Genomic DNA, 19,581 nt, shown 5'->3' on the forward strand with positions numbered 1-19,581 from the left:
TATCTGTATACAGACTACAAAAAAAGAGACCACAAATCACATTATGATATAGACATCATAATGGTTTGTGGTCTCTCCTAATCTCCAGACAGATATTAACTTATCTTTAGTATATCACACTCTGTTCTTATTTAAAAGCTTGAGCTGCACGAATTGCTTTTTTCCATCCACCATATAATTCGTTGCGAGTGTCTGCTTCCATTTTCGCGTCAAATGAGCTATCGATATTCCATTGTTTCGCAATTTCTTCTTGGTTGTTCCAATATCCTACTGCTAGACCAGCTAAGTATGCTGCACCTAATGCAGTCGTTTCGTTAATTACTGGACGATCAACTGGTACACCTAACATATCACTTTGGAATTGCATTAAGAAGTTATTCTTAACAGCGCCTCCATCTACACGTAATGTGCTTAACTCGATGCCAGAGTCAGCTTCCATTGCTGTTAATACATCTTTTGTTTGGTATGCTAGCGCTTCTAATGTTGCACGTACGAAGTGCTCTTTCGTTGTACCACGAGTTAAACCGAATACTGCACCGCGTACATCACTATCCCAATATGGTGTACCTAAACCAACAAATGCTGGTACAACGTATACACCTTCTGTAGATTCTACGCGCTCTGCATACATTTCGCTATCTTTTGCATCTTTAAACATACGTAATCCGTCACGTAACCATTGAATTGCAGAACCAGCTACAAAGATACTTCCTTCTAATGCATACTCCACTTTACCATCTAAGCCCCATGCAATTGTTGTTAATAGACCATGCTCAGACTTAACGGCTTTTTCACCAGTATTCATTAACATGAAGCAGCCTGTTCCGTATGTGTTCTTCGCCATACCTTCCTTGAAACAAGCCTGACCGAATAATGCCGCTTGTTGGTCACCAGCTGCACCTGCAATTGGTACTTCTTGACCGAAGAAATGGTATGCAACAGTTGTTCCGTATACTTCAGAAGATGGACGTACTTCTGGAAGCATTTTCGCTGGAACTGTTAAAATTTCTAACAATTCTTCATCCCACTTTAATTCATGAATGTTGTACATTAATGTACGAGAAGCGTTTGAGTAATCTGTTACGTGTGCTTTTCCACCTGAAAGTTTCCAAATTAACCACGTATCGATTGTACCGAATAATAATTTCCCTTCCTCTGCTTTCTCGCGTGCACCTTCTACGTTATCTAAGATCCACTTCACTTTCGTTCCAGAGAAGTACGCATCAATTAAAAGACCTGTTTTGTTACGGAATAAGTCGTTGTGACCAGCTGCTTTTAACTCTTCACAAATTTCTGACGTTTGACGTGATTGCCATACAATTGCGTTGTACACTGGTAGGCCTGTTTCTTTATCCCACACAACTGTTGTTTCACGTTGGTTCGTAATACCGATACCAGCGATTTGATCGGCATGTACGCCGGACTCACTAAGCACTGTTGCGATAACCGCTAAAATAGAACCCCAAATTTCATTTGCGTTATGCTCTACCCAACCTGGCTTAGGGAAGATTTGTGTGAATTCTTTTTGAGCTGTATGAACGATTTCACCTTGTTTGTTAAATAAAATTGCTCGTGAACTAGTTGTACCTTGGTCTAATGATAAAATGTACTTTTCCATTAAAAATACCCCCATATAATTAATAGTTTAATTTCATATCTCTTCTCTCTCTTAACAAAAAGAATGAATACCTACTTTACTTAAATAATAATTGGAATAAAAGCGTACCGACTGCTCCTCCTACAAGTGGCGCAACAACTGGAATCCATGCATAGCTCCAATTAGAAGAACCTTTTCCCGGAATCGGTAAGATTGCGTGCGCAATACGTGGACCTAAATCACGAGCAGGGTTAATTGCATATCCTGTCGTTCCACCTAATGATAAACCAATTGCTACGATGAAGAAACCAACAATTAGAGGATTTAATCCTTCCGTGAATGAGTTTAGTCCAATCGCATTTAATCCAAATACTAAGAACATTGTTCCAAACATTTCACTTAAGAAGTTTGAAGGTGTGTGTTTAATAGCTGGGCCTGTTGCAAATACTCCAAGTTTTGTTCCTGGATCTTCTGTTTCTTTCCAATGTGGATAGAAGAATAAAAATACAAATGTTGATCCTAAGATTGCTCCAAGTAATTGACCTGCTACATACTGTGGAACAATTGACCAAGCGATACCGCCTGAAATTGCAGCTCCTAATGTAACTGCCGGATTTAAGTGTGCCCCACTTCCAAAGAAACTAGAAATATATACCCCGAATGCAACCGCAAATCCCCAACCAAGTGCAATAACAATCCATCCTGCACCATTTGCGAATGATTTCTTCAAGCTAACGTTTGCACAAACACCAGCTCCTAGAATAATTAAAACCATTGTACCAATTAATTCCCCAATAAATGCCGTCAAAGCATTTCCCTCCCTAAACTTCATGGTGTTGTGACTGGAGCAATGAATGGCTCTTCATTTTTGTAAAAAACAAAAGAGACCCTGCATTTAACGCTATAAAAACTAGCGTAAAAATGTGGATCTCCTTATTTTCTCCGTCACTATTATTAACTTATCTCCATGTTAATCGATAATGAAAACGCTGTCAATGGTTTTTGTTATTTATTTTTTTACAGATTAGAAAGTTCAGAATATAAGAGTCTTTCTCCTCTCATTCCTAAAATAGCATAACTCTCTCTTACTTCTCGTAATATTTCCACAGTTCACGATTAGATGTTGTAATGGCTGTTGTACCAGCTTCAATTGCTCTCTCTACGTCTTCAACCGTACGAATAAATCCACCGGCCAAAATAGGGATCTTTGTCTTTTCTTTAATCTCATTAATGATAAATGACATTGCTCCTGGTAGTACCTCAATGAAATCAGGCTTTGTTCTTTCTAATAATGCGTAACTTTTATCCACTGCCCCGGAATCTAATAAGAAAATACGCTGCACGGCTATCACACCTTTTTGCTTCGCTTTTAAAATAACGTTCGCTTTCGTAGACATAAGTCCATATGGTTTAAACTCTTGGCATAAGTACTCTGTCGCATATGTATCGCTTTGCAACCCATGAATTAAATCTACATGCAAAAATATTTTCTTCTTATATTGCTCTGCCATCTTCATAATGTTCTTAATTTGTGCAATATGTAAATCAAGTACGACGATATATTCATAAGAAGTCGTCAATAACTTCTCGAAATCTTTCATTCCCCTAGCAGCAGGTAAAATCTTCTGTCCATTAAACATACTAATCCCTCTCCATCCTTTAACTTACATAAAGAAAAAGCAAAGAAATGTTTTGCTTCCTTTGCTTTTCCTCCTGTTTTACGCCGTAACTAATGCTTCTACCTTCTCCATGAATGATGCAGAAATTTCTTCTAAATTCTCTTCACTATGTGCTAAAGAATTACCTTTCACACCGAAGTAAAACTTAATCTTTGGCTCTGTACCTGAAGGACGTAAGCATACCCATGATCCATCTTCTAAGAAATATTTCAATACGTTTGAAGATGGTAATGTAATAGCTGTTGTCTCTTTTGTCACAACCTCTGTACGAATGCCTACTTTATAATCTTCCACTGCCACAACTTTACGATTTGCGAAAGCTACTGGTATCTTTTTTCTAAATGCAGCAAGAATACCTGCAATTTGTTCCGCGCCTTCTTTTCCTTTTAGTGTAAGTGACTTTAGTCCCTCTTTATAGAAACCATACGTCTCAAATACTTCTACTAATCCTTGATATAACGTCATACCGCGTTTCTTATAGTAAGCAGCCACTTCAACCGCTAACAATGTTGCTTGCACAGCATCTTTATCACGAGCAAAATCGCCAATTAAATAGCCATAACTTTCCTCATATCCAAATTGGAAACTATATTCACCTGTTTCATCATATTCCTTCATTTTCTCCCCGATGAACTTGAATCCTGTTAACGTATCAATTGTCAGTAAGCCAAATGATGATGCAATATCACGACCTAATTCAGATGTTACGATTGTTTTGCATACGATACCGTTTTTTGGAAGAATTCCTTGCTTCTTCTTCTGCGATAAAATGTAATGCACTAATAAAGCACCTGTTTGATTCCCTGTTAGAACAACATATTCACCTTGTTCATTCTTCGTTGCAATCCCTAATCGGTCCGCATCTGGATCTGTGGCAATTAATACATCTGCATCGATTTTTTCTCCTTCACGAATCGCCAATGCAAATGCGCTATGTTCTTCTGGATTTGGAGATTGAACTGTTGAAAAATTAGGGTCTGGAACTGCTTGTTCTTCTACAACCGTTACATTTTTATACCCGAATGCATCTAGTCCCATTGTTACTGGTTTTAACGCTGTACCGTGAAGTGGGGTAAAGACAATCTTTAAGTTATCACCAATTTCCTCTGCAAATTCTGGTCGAAGTGAAATCGTTTTTAACTTTTCTACATATGTATAATCTATTTCTTCCCCAATCATTTTAATTAATCCAGCCGCTTTTAGTTCTTCCTCTGATTGTACAGAAATAAGTAGCTCATTTTCAATATCATTGACATACGCGATTACTTTATCTGCTTCTACTGGTGGCAACTGCGCTCCGTCCTCACCATATACTTTGTAGCCATTGTACTCTGGTGGATTATGACTCGCTGTAATAACAATACCGCCGAATGCATGTAAATGACGAACTGCAAATGACAATTCCGGAGTTGGACGTAGCTCTTCGAATACATACGTCTGAATACCATGAGATGCTAACGTCTTTGCCGCTTCCATCGCAAATTCAGGTGATTTATAACGAGAATCATATGCAATCGCAACACCACGCTTCATCGCCTCTTCTCCGAAAGATGCAATATATTTCGCAAAACCTTCAGACGCTTTACGAATTGTATATACATTCATGCGGTTTGGTCCTACTCCGATTTCCCCGCGCATACCGCCTGTCCCAAACTCCATATTACGGTAGAAACAATCTTCTAATTCTTTCTTGTCATCCACCTTTGCTTCTAGCAACTGCTTTAACTCTTCATCTAAATGAGGAGTTGCTATCCACTTCTCATATACACTAATCCAACTCATTTCTCAACCTCCATATACCCTATTTTTTCTATAATTTATTTTATCATAATACTGCAGAGTATTTTTGGAACATTTATTTTTTTAACTTACACTTTTACTATCGTTTACAATTTCATCCTGTACCTTTTATAATATAAAAGAGTATTCTCTATTATAGAATGTTCACTTTCTTTTGAACATACATAGAAAGGAAAAAACAATGAAAACAAGGAAGAAATTAGAATATACACTATTTATTGCATGGGCAACAGCTTTAACAGCCACACTAGGTAGCCTTTATTTCTCAGAAATTCTTGGATACATTCCGTGCAACCTTTGTTGGTACCAACGTATTTTCATGTATCCAATGGTAATACTATTTGGAGTAGCACTCATACGAAAAGAAACGACGATTCTCCATTATGCAGCACCACTTGCATTCTTTGGAAGCTTACTATCTGCCTATCATTATTTCACCCAGAAGGTACCTTTTTTCCAAGAAATCGCTCCTTCATGCGGGCAAGTTCCTTGTACTGGACAATACATAAATTGGTTAGGATTCATTACAATTCCGTTTTTAGCTTTAATAGCATTCCTTATCATCATCGTAGCATGCATCTACATGCTGAAATTAGAAAAGGAGATGAACTAACATGAAAAAAATGTTGGTTTTCACAGCTATTTTACTGGCTGTACTAAGTAGCCTAGCCTTTATTACGAATTCACAAAACGAAGAAAAAACAAAAGGTAGTCCGTTTGGTGACAAAGATCTTCACCAAGAAACGATTAAACAATTAGACAATCCACATTACAAAAATCAGGTTATGTTGGAGGACTTAAAAAAAGCGTTAACTAACAAAGAAGACATGACAATCTATTTCTATCAACCAACATGCGGACCGTGTCAACAAACATCCCCAATTGTTGTTCCATTAACAGAGGAAATGGGGATTGATTTGAAACTATTTAACTTACTCGAATTTAAAGACGGTTGGAATACATTTAATATCGATAAAACCCCTACAATTGTTCGATATAAAGATGGGAAAGAAGTCGACCGAATTGTCGGGTTAAAATCAAAAGAAGAATTCAAAACATGGTTTGAAAAGACAAAATAAAAGAAGCCATTAATGGCTTCTTTTATTTTATGTATGACTAAATTAATAAAAGGAGTTAACCATCATGTTGAGAAAAACAATTCTTCTTTGTAGCGCTCTTTTACTTCTTAGTGGATGTGAAATGTTTAATACTCCACTAAATACATTACAACCACCGAAATTAACAGAAAAACAAGAAAAAATAAAAGAAGATATCTTAAAGCAACTTCCTCCCAATAGCAAGATTGCGGATCCCATTCAAACCGGTCAATCACTTCCATTATATAACATGGTCGATTTAAACGGGGATGGGAAAGAAGAAGTAGTTGTTTTCCATCTTACACCGCAGCAACAAGCCTATTCATTCAGTATTTTTAAAGAAATAGGTACACATTGGACGAAGGTTAGCACATTAAATATCGCTACAAAAAATATTGATAAAGTGTTGTTCAAAGATATCACTGATGATGGGAACAACGACATTATTTTAGGCATTGGAGAAGAAACTAGAAGCAAAAACGTATTTGTATATCAATTAATAGATGACCAAATTCATACTGTTCTAAACGCACCTTACGAAGAACTCATTGTAGAGGATATGGATAACGATGGAAATACAGAACTATACACGTTAGCAATCCAGCCGAAACAAAACAAAGACATCGAAAAAAGACGAAGGAAATCGATGTTCCTAAATAAATATTCTTTCGTTAATAACAGCCTACAAATTTATCATCAACTTCCTATTCATAACGATAAAAATGCTTATTATTTCCTTGAAAGTGGCACAATTGCCCCAGACAAAAAAGGTATTTTGTTATATACATATGAATTAGCTGATCCAGTAAGGAATTTAAATATTTACTATGAACAAAATGAAAAATTAGTCGCGATACCAAATCAATCTCTACAAATGTTTCAACAAAAGCCTTTTTCTACTGAATCAAGAGATATCAATAATGATGGCATCATGGAACTTTCCATCCCGATGTTAAAAGATGAGCATACAGCCGAACAATATTTAACAAATCAATTGCCCTTTATCACTGGTTACTACCAATGGGATGGGAAAGATGAATTCCGCTTAATAGAAAGACATTATTATGATACAAATCTTTCCTATGATTTCACTATTCCAAAGGAGTGGCCAACCAATTTAAAACTTACAAGGAAAGACAATTCCATTCACTTTGTTGATGGAAGGACAAATAAAATATTATTCGACATTCAAGCAATTCCAATTGAGAAATGGGATGATAATTCTAAACAATACATTTTAAAACAAACAAGTCACCATGTCTTTGTTTCAACATTCCAAACGGACACATATCAAAAATTTTTCCACATACAGGAATAGAAAGGAGTTTTTATAATGAACAATATTTTAATTGTTGAAGATGAGGATAGTATTCGCGGATTTATCAAAATTAATTTAAAGCGTCACGGATTTCATATCCTTGAAGCTCCTTCTGGAGAAGAAGCTCTTTCCATTCTTCACCAACAAAAGGTCGATGTTATCTTACTCGATGTCATGTTACCAGGTATCGATGGATTTGAAGTATGTAGAAAAATACGAGAACAAAATGAAACAATTGGTATTATTATGCTCACTGCTCGTACACAGGAAGTAGAACGTGTCCATGGCTTAGCTCTCGGTGCAGACGATTACATGAATAAGCCATTTAGCCCAACAGAGCTAATTGCTCGTATTCAATCACTGCTTCGACGTATAAGCGTTCATGGGAAAGTCCCTATTGCAACAAAACAGACAGAATTCCCACTAAATCCAAAAACAAAACAAATTACGATGAATGGAAAAATAACTGATTTAACTCCTACCGAATTTGCATTAATCCAATTGTTAATGCGAAATAAAAATCAACCGCTTAGCAGGAATGATTTACTAGATGAGGTATGGGGATTAGACTACCCTGGAGATACCAAAATTGTAGATGTAAACATTAGACGTATCCGTCAAAAAATCGAAGAAAATCCATCCAATCCAAAATGGATTATTACAGTATGGGGGTATGGTTATCAATGGGCAGAAAACTCCAACTAAACAGCCTAAAGAGTAAAATTGTTGGACACTATATGCTCGTTATCTCTATTACCCTCTTACTAGTGGGCGTTGTATTCTCCCTCTTTATGCATTCGTATTACTATGTTGGTATTGAGCGGACACTAACTAGCTATTCCGATGTTACCTCATCCGTTATTAAAAGCTTAGGGATTTCAGATGAAGAATCATTGGAACAAGAAGCTACTTATTTATTGAATGTAGTAAAGAATAACGATACAACTGTACAAATTATCGATTTAAACCAATCCGTCATTACCTCCTCTAGCGGTTTTGAAGTAAAGGAGAACATAGATACAATCGACGTCCAACAAGCAATACAAGGAAATCGTTCGTCTTGGCAGGGAAGGAATGAAGCAACAAATGAACGAATATTTGCCGTATCTACTCCTATCGTTAGCCATGATAAAACAATCGGTGTTCTACGCTATATAACATCCATTGAGGCGACGAAGAAGATTTTACGTAACATTTATACTGCTTCCATTGTTGTAGGTGTTTGTATTATGGCCATTGTCTTCTTAATTAGCTTTACGCTAGCCAATTCTATCACGCGGCCAATCCGAACAATGACAGAAGCATCCAAGCAAATGGCACAAGGTAGGTTCAATATTAAATTAAATGAGGATTATGAGGCCGAAATTGGGACACTGGCTAAAACATTAAATTATATGGCAGACGAAATTGTCAAATCCGATAATGTAAAGAATGAATTTATTTCTTCTGTTTCACACGAATTACGCACTCCTTTAACGAGTATTAAAGGATGGAGTGAGACGATGCTATTAGGTGATTTGGCAGATAAAGAAGAAACAAAATTGGCTTTTAACATCATTTCTTCTGAAACGAATCGGTTAATTGGGCTTGTGGAAGAGCTACTCGATTTCTCCCAATTCCAAGCAGGAAAAATTAAATTATCATTAACAAACGTATCGTTATCAGATATCGTAGACGAAGTGATTTTCCAATACCGTCTCAAATCGGAGAAGAAGAACATCCACTTACAATGCTTAATCCAAGCCACGCCATTTATCTTGGCGGATCAAAATCGAATTAAACAAGTCTTAATTAATCTAATTGATAATGCGATGAAATATTCCCCTCCACATACGAAGATTACTGTCGTTATCAAAGAAGATAGACGTAATGCCATCCTTCAAGTTATTGATGAAGGCATCGGTATTTCTTCTGAACATATTAAGAAAGTAAAGCAATCGTTTTATCAAGTCAATGCGAACAAAGAAGGAACTGGACTCGGCTTAGCCATCGTACAACAAATTGTCCAGCTACATAATGGTACCTTACGTATTCATAGCCATCCTTCTAAAGGAACAGCCGTTACCATTTCATTCGCAAAAAGTATACAAAAAAAGAGAGAGTCTCCATTTTCTTAATAAATAAGGAAAAAAACACATGGCATGTGATCATCCAAAACTGCTGACACTATAATTGTGAAGGAGGAATGATTCTATGCCAGAAGTAAGATGTAGTGTAGCCAACTGTGCACATTGGGGACAAGGGAATTTCTGCAATGCTAATTCCATCATTGTTCAAACAGAAGCATACGAATACGGTGACCAAGGGAACAACACATTTACAAACGCAGTACTAGATGGGCAACTACAAAGTTCTGCCGTTCATAGTGGCGAAACATGTTGTCATACATTTAGACCACGTTAATAACAAAAATAGACAGAAAATGAACTAAAGACTCATTTTCTGTCTATTTTTGTTAGAATATTTAGTAAATAATATCTGGAAATATCTTGGATTATCTAGTTTTTTCTTTATAATAGAATTATGAAAAGAGAAGCCTGTGCAACCATGTCATACCTCATACTTTTTATAAGCACGATAACCAACTAACTAATGAATAGGAGGTATGGCATGACCATACAAAATGCAGAGATAGAATCTCTAGATATCGAATGGATTGATTTAATGAAGCAAGCCAAACAACTAGGGCTTTCTCCTCAAGACGTCCTACAATTCTTGCAACAGGCAACCGAAGAAAAATAGTTAACTAGAAAACAATTAACCAAATTAGGTAATTAGCTAATTATTCACAATATTTACTTATCCTTCTGATAAGCATATGGTATAATGATAAAATAATGAATCAACGAAGAAGGGATATGTAAAAAACATGATTGGAGAACGCATTAAAAAATATAGAATGCAACGTGGTATTTCTTTAAGCGAACTAGCCGAGAAAGCAGGAGTAGCCAAATCATATATTAGCTCCATTGAACGTAACATTCAACAAAATCCATCGATTCAATTTCTTGAGAAAGTAGCCACTGTTCTTGCTCTACCGGTGAACGCTCTTCTTCATGATGAAGTAATAGAAGATGACTCTCTTGATCATGAATGGACACAACTAGTGAAAGATGCGATGAATTCTGGTGTATCAAAGGAACAATTCCGGGAGTTTCTCGAATTCACAAAATGGCGCAAAGAGAACAAATAAGATATTTGTATCTTTTTAATACAAACTATACACATAACAAATGTTATATAAAAAGATAAGGCACATCCAACGAGAGATGCGCCTTATCTTTTTATATAGGAAGGTACCAATTCATATTTTGTATCATTCGGTGTCGTATATAACAAATACTTATTACTTCCTACCGTATACGTACCTTTTCCATCAGTTGCATATACTTGGTATCTCGTATTCGCTGGAACCCACTGCATCGCAATCGGTTCACCTTTTTCATTGTAAGAATATAGCTTCATTGGCCTTAACGTCTCTACTCGGCCAATTTGAAATTCATCGACCATCTCACCGTCCCACGTCATTACATGGTAACCACTACGAGCAGCAAATTCCTCCACATTTCCTTGGAAACGTGTCACAATAACTGGTGTACCTACAGCAACTTGATTGAATAGCCAATATACATCATTATTATGCATACGAATACAGCCATTTGTTACATATTTTCCAATTGAACTTTCACGAATATTTCCATGTATTCCATACATATGTCCGCGATTATGTCCGACCTTTAATCCAAGCCACCTTTTTCCAAGTGGATTGTTGGCTGCTCCTCCTGGAATATTCTCTTTATACCATGGACGATTTTTAATTTTATTCGCCAGTGTAAATGCTCCTTCTGGCGTTGGTGTATCTTCTTTTCCTGTTGCCACTGGAAATTGCCTAATTAACGTACCATCGTCAAAATAATATAATTGATTGTTCACTTTATTAATAATAATCATCTGATCTGGGCCATCAGCATGAACGCTTAATTGCGGTGTAAGAAAAACGAGTGCTAGTACCATAAGAAAAATAGCTTTCTTCATATGAACACTCCCTCTATTTAACCTTACACTTGTAGCTTTCGCTTACCGCAAAAAAGTATGATTTCCTTTTTTAGCCGTTCACAATAATTCCACCATTCAAATGTAAAATTTGACCTGTCATGTACGAAGAATCGTCTGAAGCTAAATACACGTAAGATGCCGCTAGTTCATACGGTTGGCCCGCTCGTTTCATCGGCACATCTGTACCAAACATCGCAACTTCGTGAGCAGGGAAACTAGAAGGAATGAGAGGTGTCCAAATAGGACCTGGTGCTACTCCATTTACTCGTATACCTTTTGACACAAGGGATTGTGACAAAGAACGTGTGAAACTAACAATAGCTCCCTTCGTAGCCGAATAATCGAGGAGCTTTTCATTTCCTTTATACGCAGTTACAGAGGTCGTATTAATGATACTTGCTCCCTCTGTGAAATGTGGTAAACACGCCTTGGCGAAATAAAAATACGAGAACACATTCGTCGCAAATACTTTCTGTAGCTGCGTTTTCTCTATATTCTCTAATCCATTTTGTGGTTGATGTTCTCCTGCATTATTTACTAAAATTTGAATACCTCCGTACGTATCCATCGTTTGTTGCACAACAGATTGACAAAAAGTCTCATCACCAATATCTCCTGCAAACAATACACATCTTCCTCCATATTGTTCAATGAGTTGCTTCGTCTTCTTCGCATCCTCATGTTCATCTAAATATACAATTGCTATATTCGCGCCTTCTTTCACAAAAGCAAGTGTAACTGCCTTACCAATTCCACTATCTCCCCCTGTAATAATTGCTGTTTTCCCTTGAAGTTTGCCACTTCCTTTATACTGCACGTTATCGGTAACTGGAATTGGATTCATTCGTGCTTCTATTCCCGGTTTCCTCGTTTGATGTTGTGGCGGTTGTCCTTGTTCACGATTCATTGAATGGTTCATCAATATCCTCCATATACTACAAAATATACAAATTATTGTTTCCTTAACAAGTACACTTATCCCACGAAAAAGTTTTTTCGTTGTTTTTTATGTGCATTTCCAATAAATAACCCTTGATTATTAATCAAAAAACGAATACTATATATAATTGTTGGTTAAATCATTCGTAATAAAGGAGCTTTCATATGTTTAATATATTTAAATTAAAAGAAAATGGAACGACCGTAAAAACAGAAATGTATGCTGGTTTAACAACATTCCTAACGATGGCATACATCATTATTGTCAATCCAATCATTTTAAAAGACGCTGGTGTACCATTTGAACAAGCATTTACAGCAACAATTATCGCAGCATTAATTGGTACATTATTAATGGCATTCTTCGCTAATTATCCAATTGCTATTGCACCAGGCATGGGCATTAACGCATACTTCGCTTATTCTGTTGTTGGTAATAACGGTGTTACATACCAAGTTGCTTTCGCTGCTGTTTTTGTAGCAGGTTTAATCTTTTTACTTCTATCCTTTACATCATTCCGAAAAAAATTAATTGAAGCAATTCCACATTCATTAAAACATGCAATTGCAGCTGGTATCGGTTTATTCATTGCCTTCTTAGGTCTTCGTATGGCAGGCGTTATCGTTGCAAATGATGCAAACTTAATCGGACTAGGTAACCTTCATTCAAATTCTGTTATTTTAACATTCATCGGCTTAACAGTTACCCTTTTATTAATGTGCTTAAATGTGAACGGTGCATTATTTATTGGAATGGTTGTAACAAGTGTCGTTGCTTTCTTCATGGGTGAGTTAACGTTTGGAGGTGCGATTACATCGATGCCTTCCTTACCAGAAGGACTTATTATCACAAATCCAATTGATGCATTCTCAGATGTCATTGAACATAGCTTATACGCTGTTGTATTCTCATTCTTACTCGTAACAATTTTCGATACGACAGGTACATTACTTGGTGTTGCAAGCAAAGCGAATATGTTTAAAGACGGTAAGTTACCTCGCGTTGAACGTGCATTACTATCAGATTCTATCTCTACAACAGTTGGCTCAATGTTCGGGACAAGCCCATCAACTGCTTACGTAGAATCTTCTGCTGGTGTAGCCGCTGGTGGTCGTACTGGTTTAACATCATTAGTTGTAGCTGTTCTATTCCTTATCGCAGCATTCTTCAGCCCAGTAATCGGTGCTATTTCAGGACTTTCAGCTATTACATCTCCTGCCCTTATCGTAGTAGGCTGCTTAATGATCGGTTCCATTAAAGAAATTGAATGGGACAAAATTGATGAAGCATTCCCGGCTTTCTTAGTTATTTTATGCATTCCACTAACATCAAGTATCGCAACTGGTATTGCATTAGGATTTATTTTCTATCCGTTAATGAAGATTGCAAAAGGTCAATTCCGCACTGTGCATCCACTTATTTACGTGTTTGCTGTGTTATTCTTCTATCAATTAGTCTTTTTACCACATTAATAATGTGAAATAAAAAACTACCTCCACTTAGGAAGGTAGTTTTTTATTTCGTTCTCTAGTAGAATCTCACTGTTTATTAGCCAAAAGACATAAACAAGCTAAACTTCCCTTGCATATAGTAGCTAATAAGTAGAATATAAGGGGGTGTTTCCTATGGGATGCGGATGCGGTGGCAAAAAACCTCTTCCAAAAAATAGCGGCACACAAACGGCTAGCACAACACAAACTTCAACGAGTACGAAAAAATGATTTAATCATACAGTGATTACTAGAAGAAAAAGATAGTCTCGATATCCATCGAAACTATCTTTTTCTTGTGCTATTATTTCAATTTAATTCGTTGTAATCTCAGTGCATTTAGTACAACGGATACCGAACTAAATGCCATTGCAGCTCCTGCTAACCATGGCGCAAGGAATCCTGCTGCCGCAACTGGAATACCTAGCGTATTGTAGAACAATGCCCAGAATAAGTTTTGACGAATATTTCGCATTGTTTTCTTACTAATAAAGATTGCATCTGCAATACTTCGTAAGTCACCTCTCATAAGCGTTACATCTGCTGCTTCCATCGCAACGTCCGTACCTGTTCCCATTGCCATTCCAATATTCGCCACAGCTAATGCCGGTGCATCATTAATACCATCTCCGACCATTGCCACATTCTTACCTTGTTCTTGGAACTTTTTCACTTCATTTGCTTTATCTTCTGGAAGAACTTGTGCACGAACATGTTCAATACCAACTTGTGCTGCGATCGCTTGTGCTGTTCGTTCATTATCTCCTGTAATCATAACTACTTGAATACCTAACTCCTTCAGCTTGGCAACTGCTTCTTTTGATGTTTCTTTAATTGTATCTGCAACTGCAATCATACCTGCATACTGTCCATCAATTCCCACAAGCATTGCCGTCTTCCCTGCTGTTTCAAGCTGTTCCATTTGCTCATATGCATGCTCTGCTACAATACCTTCTTGCTGCATTAACTTACGTGTTCCTATTACAACTTCTTTTTCTTCTATTTTTGTACGAATACCGTAACCTGGAATCGCTTCAAATTCACTTGTTTCACCAAGTGTAATTCCTTTCTCTAATACTCCTTCTACAATTGCTTCTGCTAATGGATGCTCAGAATTGCGCTCAGCACTACCGACAATACGTAAGAAGTCTGTTTCAGTGATTGCAGCTTCATGAAATACATCTGTTAAAGCGGGCTTACCTTGAGTTACTGTTCCTGTCTTATCAACAAGAACTGTATTGATTTTGTGTGTCGCTTCTAAATGTTCGCCACCTTTAAATAAAATGCCATACTCAGCTGCTCTACCTGATCCAGCCATAATAGATGTTGGAGTTGCTAATCCTAGCGCACATGGACATGCAATAACAAGTACTGCAATTAATTTCTCTAACGCACCCGCAAAGTTTCCTGGCTCCACAAGGAAGAACCAAACAAGGAATGCCACAATTGCAATTCCAACAACAATTGGAACGAATACACCTGAAATGACATCTGCAACACGCTGGATAGGTGCTTTTGATCCTTGTGCTTCTTCTACTACTTTAATAATTTGTGCCAATGCTGTATCTTTACCAATTTTTAATGCTTTAATTTTTAACGAACCGTTTTTGTTCACTGTTGCCCCGATTACTTCATCACCAGATTGCTTCTGGATTGGAATACTTTCACCAGTTAACATCGATTCATCTACCGCTGACGTTCCTTCTAATACGATACCATCAACCGGAATTTTCTCACCTGGCTTTACAAGAATTGTATCGCCAACAATTACCTCTTCAAGTGAAATACCTACTTCTCGACCATCGCGAATAACAATAGCTGTCTTCGCTTGGAGTCCCATTAGTTTCTTAATTGCTTCTGAGGATTTTCCTTTTGCAAGAGATTCAAATAATTTACCTAATATAATTAATGTTATTAATACTGCACTCGTTTCATAATATAGCGAAATATGGTGCCCTGGAGGCGCGACTAATGTTAGATACAGACTATAAAAATACGCAGCCGATGTTCCTAATGCAACTAACACATCCATATTTGCACTCTTATTGCGAAGTGCTTTATATGCCCCTACATAAAACTGCTTTCCAATGTAAAATTGAACCGGTGTCGCAAGGATAAACTGTACCCATGGATTCATTAATATTTCTGGTGACCAAATCCATGATGTAAATGAAAAGTGAGTAACCATCGTCCATAATAAAGGGATAGATAGAATAGAGGAAATAAGGAGCTTTCGTTTTTGTTCCTTAATAGCATCTTTCTTACCCTCTGATGACGCACCTGATTCCTTCGTTTTGATCGTAGCTCCAAATCCTAACTTTTCTATCTTTTGTACAATCTCCTCGATACTAATTTCACTATCTGAATACTCAACGTGTGCTGTTTCTAACGTCACATTAACATTTATTTTAGAAATACCATTTTGTTTACCCACGACTTTTTCAATTCGATTGGCACATGCTGCACACGTCATTCCTGTTATAGCCAAATCCGTCGCCTGCTTAACAACCCCGTACCCAAGGTCTTCTATCTTCGCTTCAATTGATTCTAAAGAAGTTTGCTTTTCATTATAAGAAATCGTAGCTTTTTCTAACGCAAAGTTTACGTTCGCTTGCTCGACACCATCTAATCTACTCAAACCTTTTTCAATACGATTCGCACATGCAGCGCATGTCATTCCTTCGATTTTCACTGATGTATTCATCATCTGTATCCCTCCATACCCCCTAAGGGTATATTTTGGTGTATTTTTTTGCGTCTATCTTACCGATAGACGCAAACTATACATTTTATTACGCAATAACTGTATATCCTTGATCTTCAATTGCGTCTTTCACTTGATCAATTGTTACATCTGTATTCGATACATCTACTGCTACTTCTTTCTTCCCTAAATCAACTTTACCCACTACACCTAATTTTGTAAGTTCTCCTTCAACTGCTGCTACACAATGACCACAAGACATACCTTCTACTTTTAATACTGTTTGACTCATTTTATTTTCCTCCTATTATTTGATTAATTTATTCATCGTTTTTAACAGTTCATCGACTACTTCATACTCACCTTTTTCAATACGCTCAATAACGCACGTCTTCATATGGTTCTCGAGTATTAGCTTACCTACTCCATTTAAAGCAGCTTGCACCGCAGCTAGTTGGTTCAGCACATCATCACAATACGTATCTTTCTCAATCATTCCTTTTACACCTCGAATTTGTCCTTCAATTCGATTTAAACGATTGATGAGATTTTTCTTTTCTTTCGCACGATCGATTTGCGATGTATTTATATGCGAACAACATGACTTTTCTTCTTTTGTCTCATCTTTCTCACATTGCGACATATTTATCACTTCCTTTAAGCATGTATGTCAATAGTTGTATATTTACTGCAATTAGTTTGTGTATATAACCAGCTTTGAATATACCCCCCTTAAAAATCATTATCTACACTTATGTTATACCATACCCCATAGGGGTATGTAAATAGACTTCTAATAAAAATATTCAGAAATTTATACCCATTTTTGTTTCTCAACAAAAAAGAGCTTCATACGTTATATGAAGCTCTCTCTATCGTATTTATTTATTCAGCCACTCAGATAGCGGCTCAAACTGTTCTTTCGCATCATTGTATCCTTCATTATACAAAGCTTCTAGTCGCTCAGGATTCCGTTCCACTCTTCCCACTTCTAATTTCCTCTTCGGTCGCAGGATAAAAACGTTCCCTTCTCGTTCCTTTTGTTCCATATAAGTAACTGTCTCATTGTATACACGGTATCGATTATATAACGAATCTGCTAATCCTTCATATCCCTTTAATTTTTGTTTTGCTACCCAGAACATACTCGATTTTTTCTTTACATATCCTTCATTCCGAGTAAGAATGACAATATTTCTCTTATTCCCATCTTGTTCTGACTTTTTCAATGGAATTGGATCACTAATTCCTCCATCTAACAATGTTTTCCCTTGAAATTCCACCATAGGTGCGACAAATGGTAACGAGCTTGATGCACGAAGGATTGTTAATAAATCTTTATTTAACTCATCTTTATCATAATAAACAGCCTGTCCCGTATGACAATCCGTTGTTCCAACCACAAAACGTTGCTCGCTATGAATAAACGCTTCAAAGTTAAAAGGTACATGCTTCATTGGTAAATCATGAAACAGAAAATCCATTCCGAATAACTCTCTCTTTTGAAAGAATCGTCGATACGATATGTAATCTGGATGCGTAATATAGTCAATATTCGTCATTTTATTTCTTTCTTTTTGCTTTGATATATAAGAAGAACCATTACACGCACCAGCAGATACCCCTATAACGTATGGAATATATAACTCTTTTTCCATAAAGAACTGTAATACCCCTGCTGTGTATACACCTCTCATGCCACCTCCCTCTAATACTAAGCCAATTCCTTTCATTGAATCCCTCATTTCTAAAAGCAAAAATCCTTGTCTACAACGAAACAAGGATTTTTTATTTTTTTATTTCTCTTCTGGATAACGTAACATGATTAAACGATAAATATTCGATACTAACACCTTCATAATAGCGTAGAATGGTACTGCTAGAATAACTCCTAACACACCTGCTAAACTACCCGCAGCTAAAATAATGAAGATGATTGTAATTGGATGCATCTCTAACTTATTACCCATGATTTGTGGAGAAATAAAGTTACTTTCAATTTGTTGAGCAACCGTCATAACAATTAATACATATACAACCATCATTGAATTATCGTCTGCTAGTGCCACAAACAATGCCGGAATCGTTGCTAGAATTGGACCTAAATAAGGGATAACATTCGTAAGCATCGCTGCAATTGCTAATAACAACGCGTACTCAATTCCAATGATCCAGTAGCCAATAAGTAACAATGTTCCGACACATGTACTTACTAACACTTGCCCTTGAATATAAGAGCTGATTGTGTCATCCATCTGAGTTAAAATCGCTCTCCCATTTTCGCGACGATTTTTTGGAAGGAAACGTAATAAGTTAACTGGTGCCTTTTCTCCTTCTTTTAATAAATAGAAGAGTACAATTGGTACTGTCACGAAAATCATCACAACATTCGTTACAACACCGATAAATCCAGTAATATTAGTCGTTATACCTTTTAAGAATTCCGTCGCATACCCTGTTGCAGTTGAAATAATACTATCTAAGTTAAAAGCAGAAGTTTGTTGCACTTCCATGAACCACTTCGAGTCCATCACATCTTTTACCATGAAAGTAATTTCGTCTGCAAAAGCAGGAATTTGATTGATTAAATCTGTAATTTGCTTCCACAAAATTGGGAATACCGTAATAATTAATAGTGTAAATAACGCCGCGGCCCCTATGTAAATCAGTAAAATAGACAACGTTCGCGGGATTTTCTTCTTCTCTAAGAAGAAAACAATTGGTCGGAATAGATAATACAATACCCCTGCAATTAATAACGGGAAGAAAATTGTATTAAACAGAACGACAATCGGTTTAAAGATGAAGTCTATCTTCGTTCCTAAATAAACAATCAGGAACACTAGTAGAATTCCATAACACGCTCGGAAAAATTTCGATTGGAACATTTCATACCCACC

At 36.7% G+C, this 19,581-nt stretch carries 19 protein-coding genes and 1 pseudogene; 9 read left to right on the forward strand and 11 right to left on the reverse strand.

Going from position 1 to position 19,581, the window contains the following annotated elements; all coding sequences use genetic code 11:
* Nucleotides 1-127 precede the first annotated feature (127 nt).
* The 4 genes and pseudogenes from glpK to IEV41_RS11850 all read right to left on the reverse strand — a co-directional run bounded on the left by glpK (nt 128) and on the right by IEV41_RS11850 (nt 5,058).
* Nucleotides 128-1,618 carry a glycerol kinase GlpK gene (gene glpK / locus IEV41_RS11835; RefSeq protein WP_188388574.1) on the reverse strand — a complete coding sequence of 497 codons (1,491 nt, stop codon included), beginning with the start codon at nt 1,616-1,618 and terminating at the stop codon, nt 128-130.
* A 79-nt stretch (nt 1,619-1,697) separates the two neighbouring features.
* Nucleotides 1,698-2,405 (reverse strand): annotated as a pseudogene (locus IEV41_RS11840) (MIP/aquaporin family protein); the annotation flags it as partial.
* Nucleotides 2,406-2,682: 277 nt separating this feature from the next.
* Complete coding sequence (locus IEV41_RS11845) at nt 2,683-3,237, reverse strand: glycerol-3-phosphate responsive antiterminator (protein ID WP_188388576.1); 555 nt, start codon at nt 3,235-3,237, stop codon at nt 2,683-2,685.
* 78 nt (nt 3,238-3,315) lie between these two features.
* Nucleotides 3,316-5,058, reverse strand: coding sequence for a phospho-sugar mutase (locus IEV41_RS11850; RefSeq protein WP_188388577.1), 1,743 nt, complete (start codon nt 5,056-5,058; stop codon nt 3,316-3,318).
* A 199-nt stretch (nt 5,059-5,257) separates the two neighbouring features.
* Here IEV41_RS11850 and IEV41_RS11855 point away from each other — a divergent pair, with 199 nt between their 5' ends.
* The 8 genes from IEV41_RS11855 (at nt 5,258) to IEV41_RS11890 (ending at nt 10,684) form a co-directional block, all read left to right on the forward strand.
* Complete coding sequence (locus tag IEV41_RS11855) at nt 5,258-5,689, forward strand: disulfide oxidoreductase (protein WP_188388578.1); 432 nt, start codon at nt 5,258-5,260, stop codon at nt 5,687-5,689.
* A 1-nt stretch (nt 5,690) separates the two neighbouring features.
* Nucleotides 5,691-6,155: a thioredoxin family protein gene (locus IEV41_RS11860; protein WP_188388579.1), complete on the forward strand. Its 465-nt coding sequence runs from the start codon at nt 5,691-5,693 to the stop codon at nt 6,153-6,155.
* Nucleotides 6,156-6,219: 64 nt separating this feature from the next.
* A complete protein-coding gene (locus IEV41_RS11865) occupies nt 6,220-7,491 on the forward strand; it encodes a hypothetical protein (protein WP_188388580.1) in 1,272 nt (423 codons plus the stop codon).
* A gap of 15 nt (nt 7,492-7,506) precedes the next feature.
* On the forward strand, nt 7,507-8,196 hold the full coding sequence (locus tag IEV41_RS11870) for a response regulator transcription factor (RefSeq protein ID WP_188388581.1): 690 nt from the start codon (nt 7,507-7,509) through the stop codon (nt 8,194-8,196).
* Nucleotides 8,175-9,608, forward strand: a complete 1,434-nt coding sequence (locus IEV41_RS11875) for a sensor histidine kinase (protein WP_188388582.1) — start codon at nt 8,175-8,177, stop codon at nt 9,606-9,608. The genes IEV41_RS11870 and IEV41_RS11875 overlap by 22 nt, the downstream gene beginning before the upstream one ends.
* Nucleotides 9,609-9,684: 76 nt before the next feature.
* Nucleotides 9,685-9,894, forward strand: coding sequence for a DUF1540 domain-containing protein (locus IEV41_RS11880; RefSeq protein WP_188388583.1), 210 nt, complete (start codon nt 9,685-9,687; stop codon nt 9,892-9,894).
* Nucleotides 9,895-10,101: 207 nt separating this feature from the next.
* On the forward strand, nt 10,102-10,233 hold the full coding sequence (locus IEV41_RS11885; protein WP_188388584.1) for an anti-repressor SinI family protein: 132 nt from the start codon (nt 10,102-10,104) through the stop codon (nt 10,231-10,233).
* A gap of 127 nt (nt 10,234-10,360) precedes the next feature.
* A complete protein-coding gene (locus IEV41_RS11890; protein ID WP_188388585.1) occupies nt 10,361-10,684 on the forward strand; it encodes a helix-turn-helix domain-containing protein in 324 nt (107 codons plus the stop codon).
* Between the two features lie 83 nt (nt 10,685-10,767).
* On the opposite strand, the gene IEV41_RS11895 is transcribed toward IEV41_RS11890, so the two are convergent.
* Both IEV41_RS11895 and IEV41_RS11900 read right to left on the reverse strand, forming a co-directional pair.
* On the reverse strand, nt 10,768-11,526 hold the full coding sequence (locus IEV41_RS11895; RefSeq protein ID WP_188388586.1) for a L,D-transpeptidase: 759 nt from the start codon (nt 11,524-11,526) through the stop codon (nt 10,768-10,770).
* 70 nt (nt 11,527-11,596) lie between these two features.
* Nucleotides 11,597-12,466 carry an SDR family oxidoreductase gene (locus IEV41_RS11900; protein WP_229722197.1) on the reverse strand — a complete coding sequence of 290 codons (870 nt, stop codon included), beginning with the start codon at nt 12,464-12,466 and terminating at the stop codon, nt 11,597-11,599.
* A gap of 185 nt (nt 12,467-12,651) precedes the next feature.
* Between IEV41_RS11900 and IEV41_RS11905 the strand changes: the two genes are divergently transcribed.
* The gene (locus tag IEV41_RS11905) at nt 12,652-13,959 is read left to right on the forward strand and encodes an NCS2 family permease (RefSeq protein ID WP_239534591.1); all 1,308 of its coding nucleotides are present in this window, start codon (nt 12,652-12,654) and stop codon (nt 13,957-13,959) included.
* Nucleotides 13,960-14,281: 322 nt separating this feature from the next.
* Here IEV41_RS11905 and IEV41_RS11910 read toward each other — a convergent pair whose 3' ends face one another.
* The 5 genes from IEV41_RS11910 to IEV41_RS11930 form a co-directional block, all read right to left on the reverse strand.
* Complete coding sequence (locus tag IEV41_RS11910; RefSeq protein ID WP_205181504.1) at nt 14,282-16,684, reverse strand: heavy metal translocating P-type ATPase; 2,403 nt, start codon at nt 16,682-16,684, stop codon at nt 14,282-14,284.
* A gap of 85 nt (nt 16,685-16,769) precedes the next feature.
* Nucleotides 16,770-16,973, reverse strand: a complete 204-nt coding sequence (locus IEV41_RS11915; RefSeq protein ID WP_188388587.1) for a cation transporter — start codon at nt 16,971-16,973, stop codon at nt 16,770-16,772.
* A gap of 15 nt (nt 16,974-16,988) precedes the next feature.
* A complete protein-coding gene (locus IEV41_RS11920; protein WP_188388588.1) occupies nt 16,989-17,324 on the reverse strand; it encodes a metal-sensitive transcriptional regulator in 336 nt (111 codons plus the stop codon).
* Nucleotides 17,325-17,562: 238 nt separating this feature from the next.
* Nucleotides 17,563-18,414, reverse strand: a complete 852-nt coding sequence (locus tag IEV41_RS11925; RefSeq protein WP_188388589.1) for a patatin-like phospholipase family protein — start codon at nt 18,412-18,414, stop codon at nt 17,563-17,565.
* A gap of 63 nt (nt 18,415-18,477) precedes the next feature.
* Entirely contained in the window at nt 18,478-19,569 is a 1,092-nt protein-coding gene (locus tag IEV41_RS11930) for an AI-2E family transporter (protein ID WP_188388590.1), read from the reverse strand.
* Nucleotides 19,570-19,581: the final 12 nt, after the last annotated feature.

This window comes from Priestia taiwanensis, from assembly GCF_014638355.1.
GTDB classification, from domain to species: domain Bacteria; phylum Bacillota; class Bacilli; order Bacillales; family Bacillaceae_G; genus Priestia_D; species Priestia_D taiwanensis.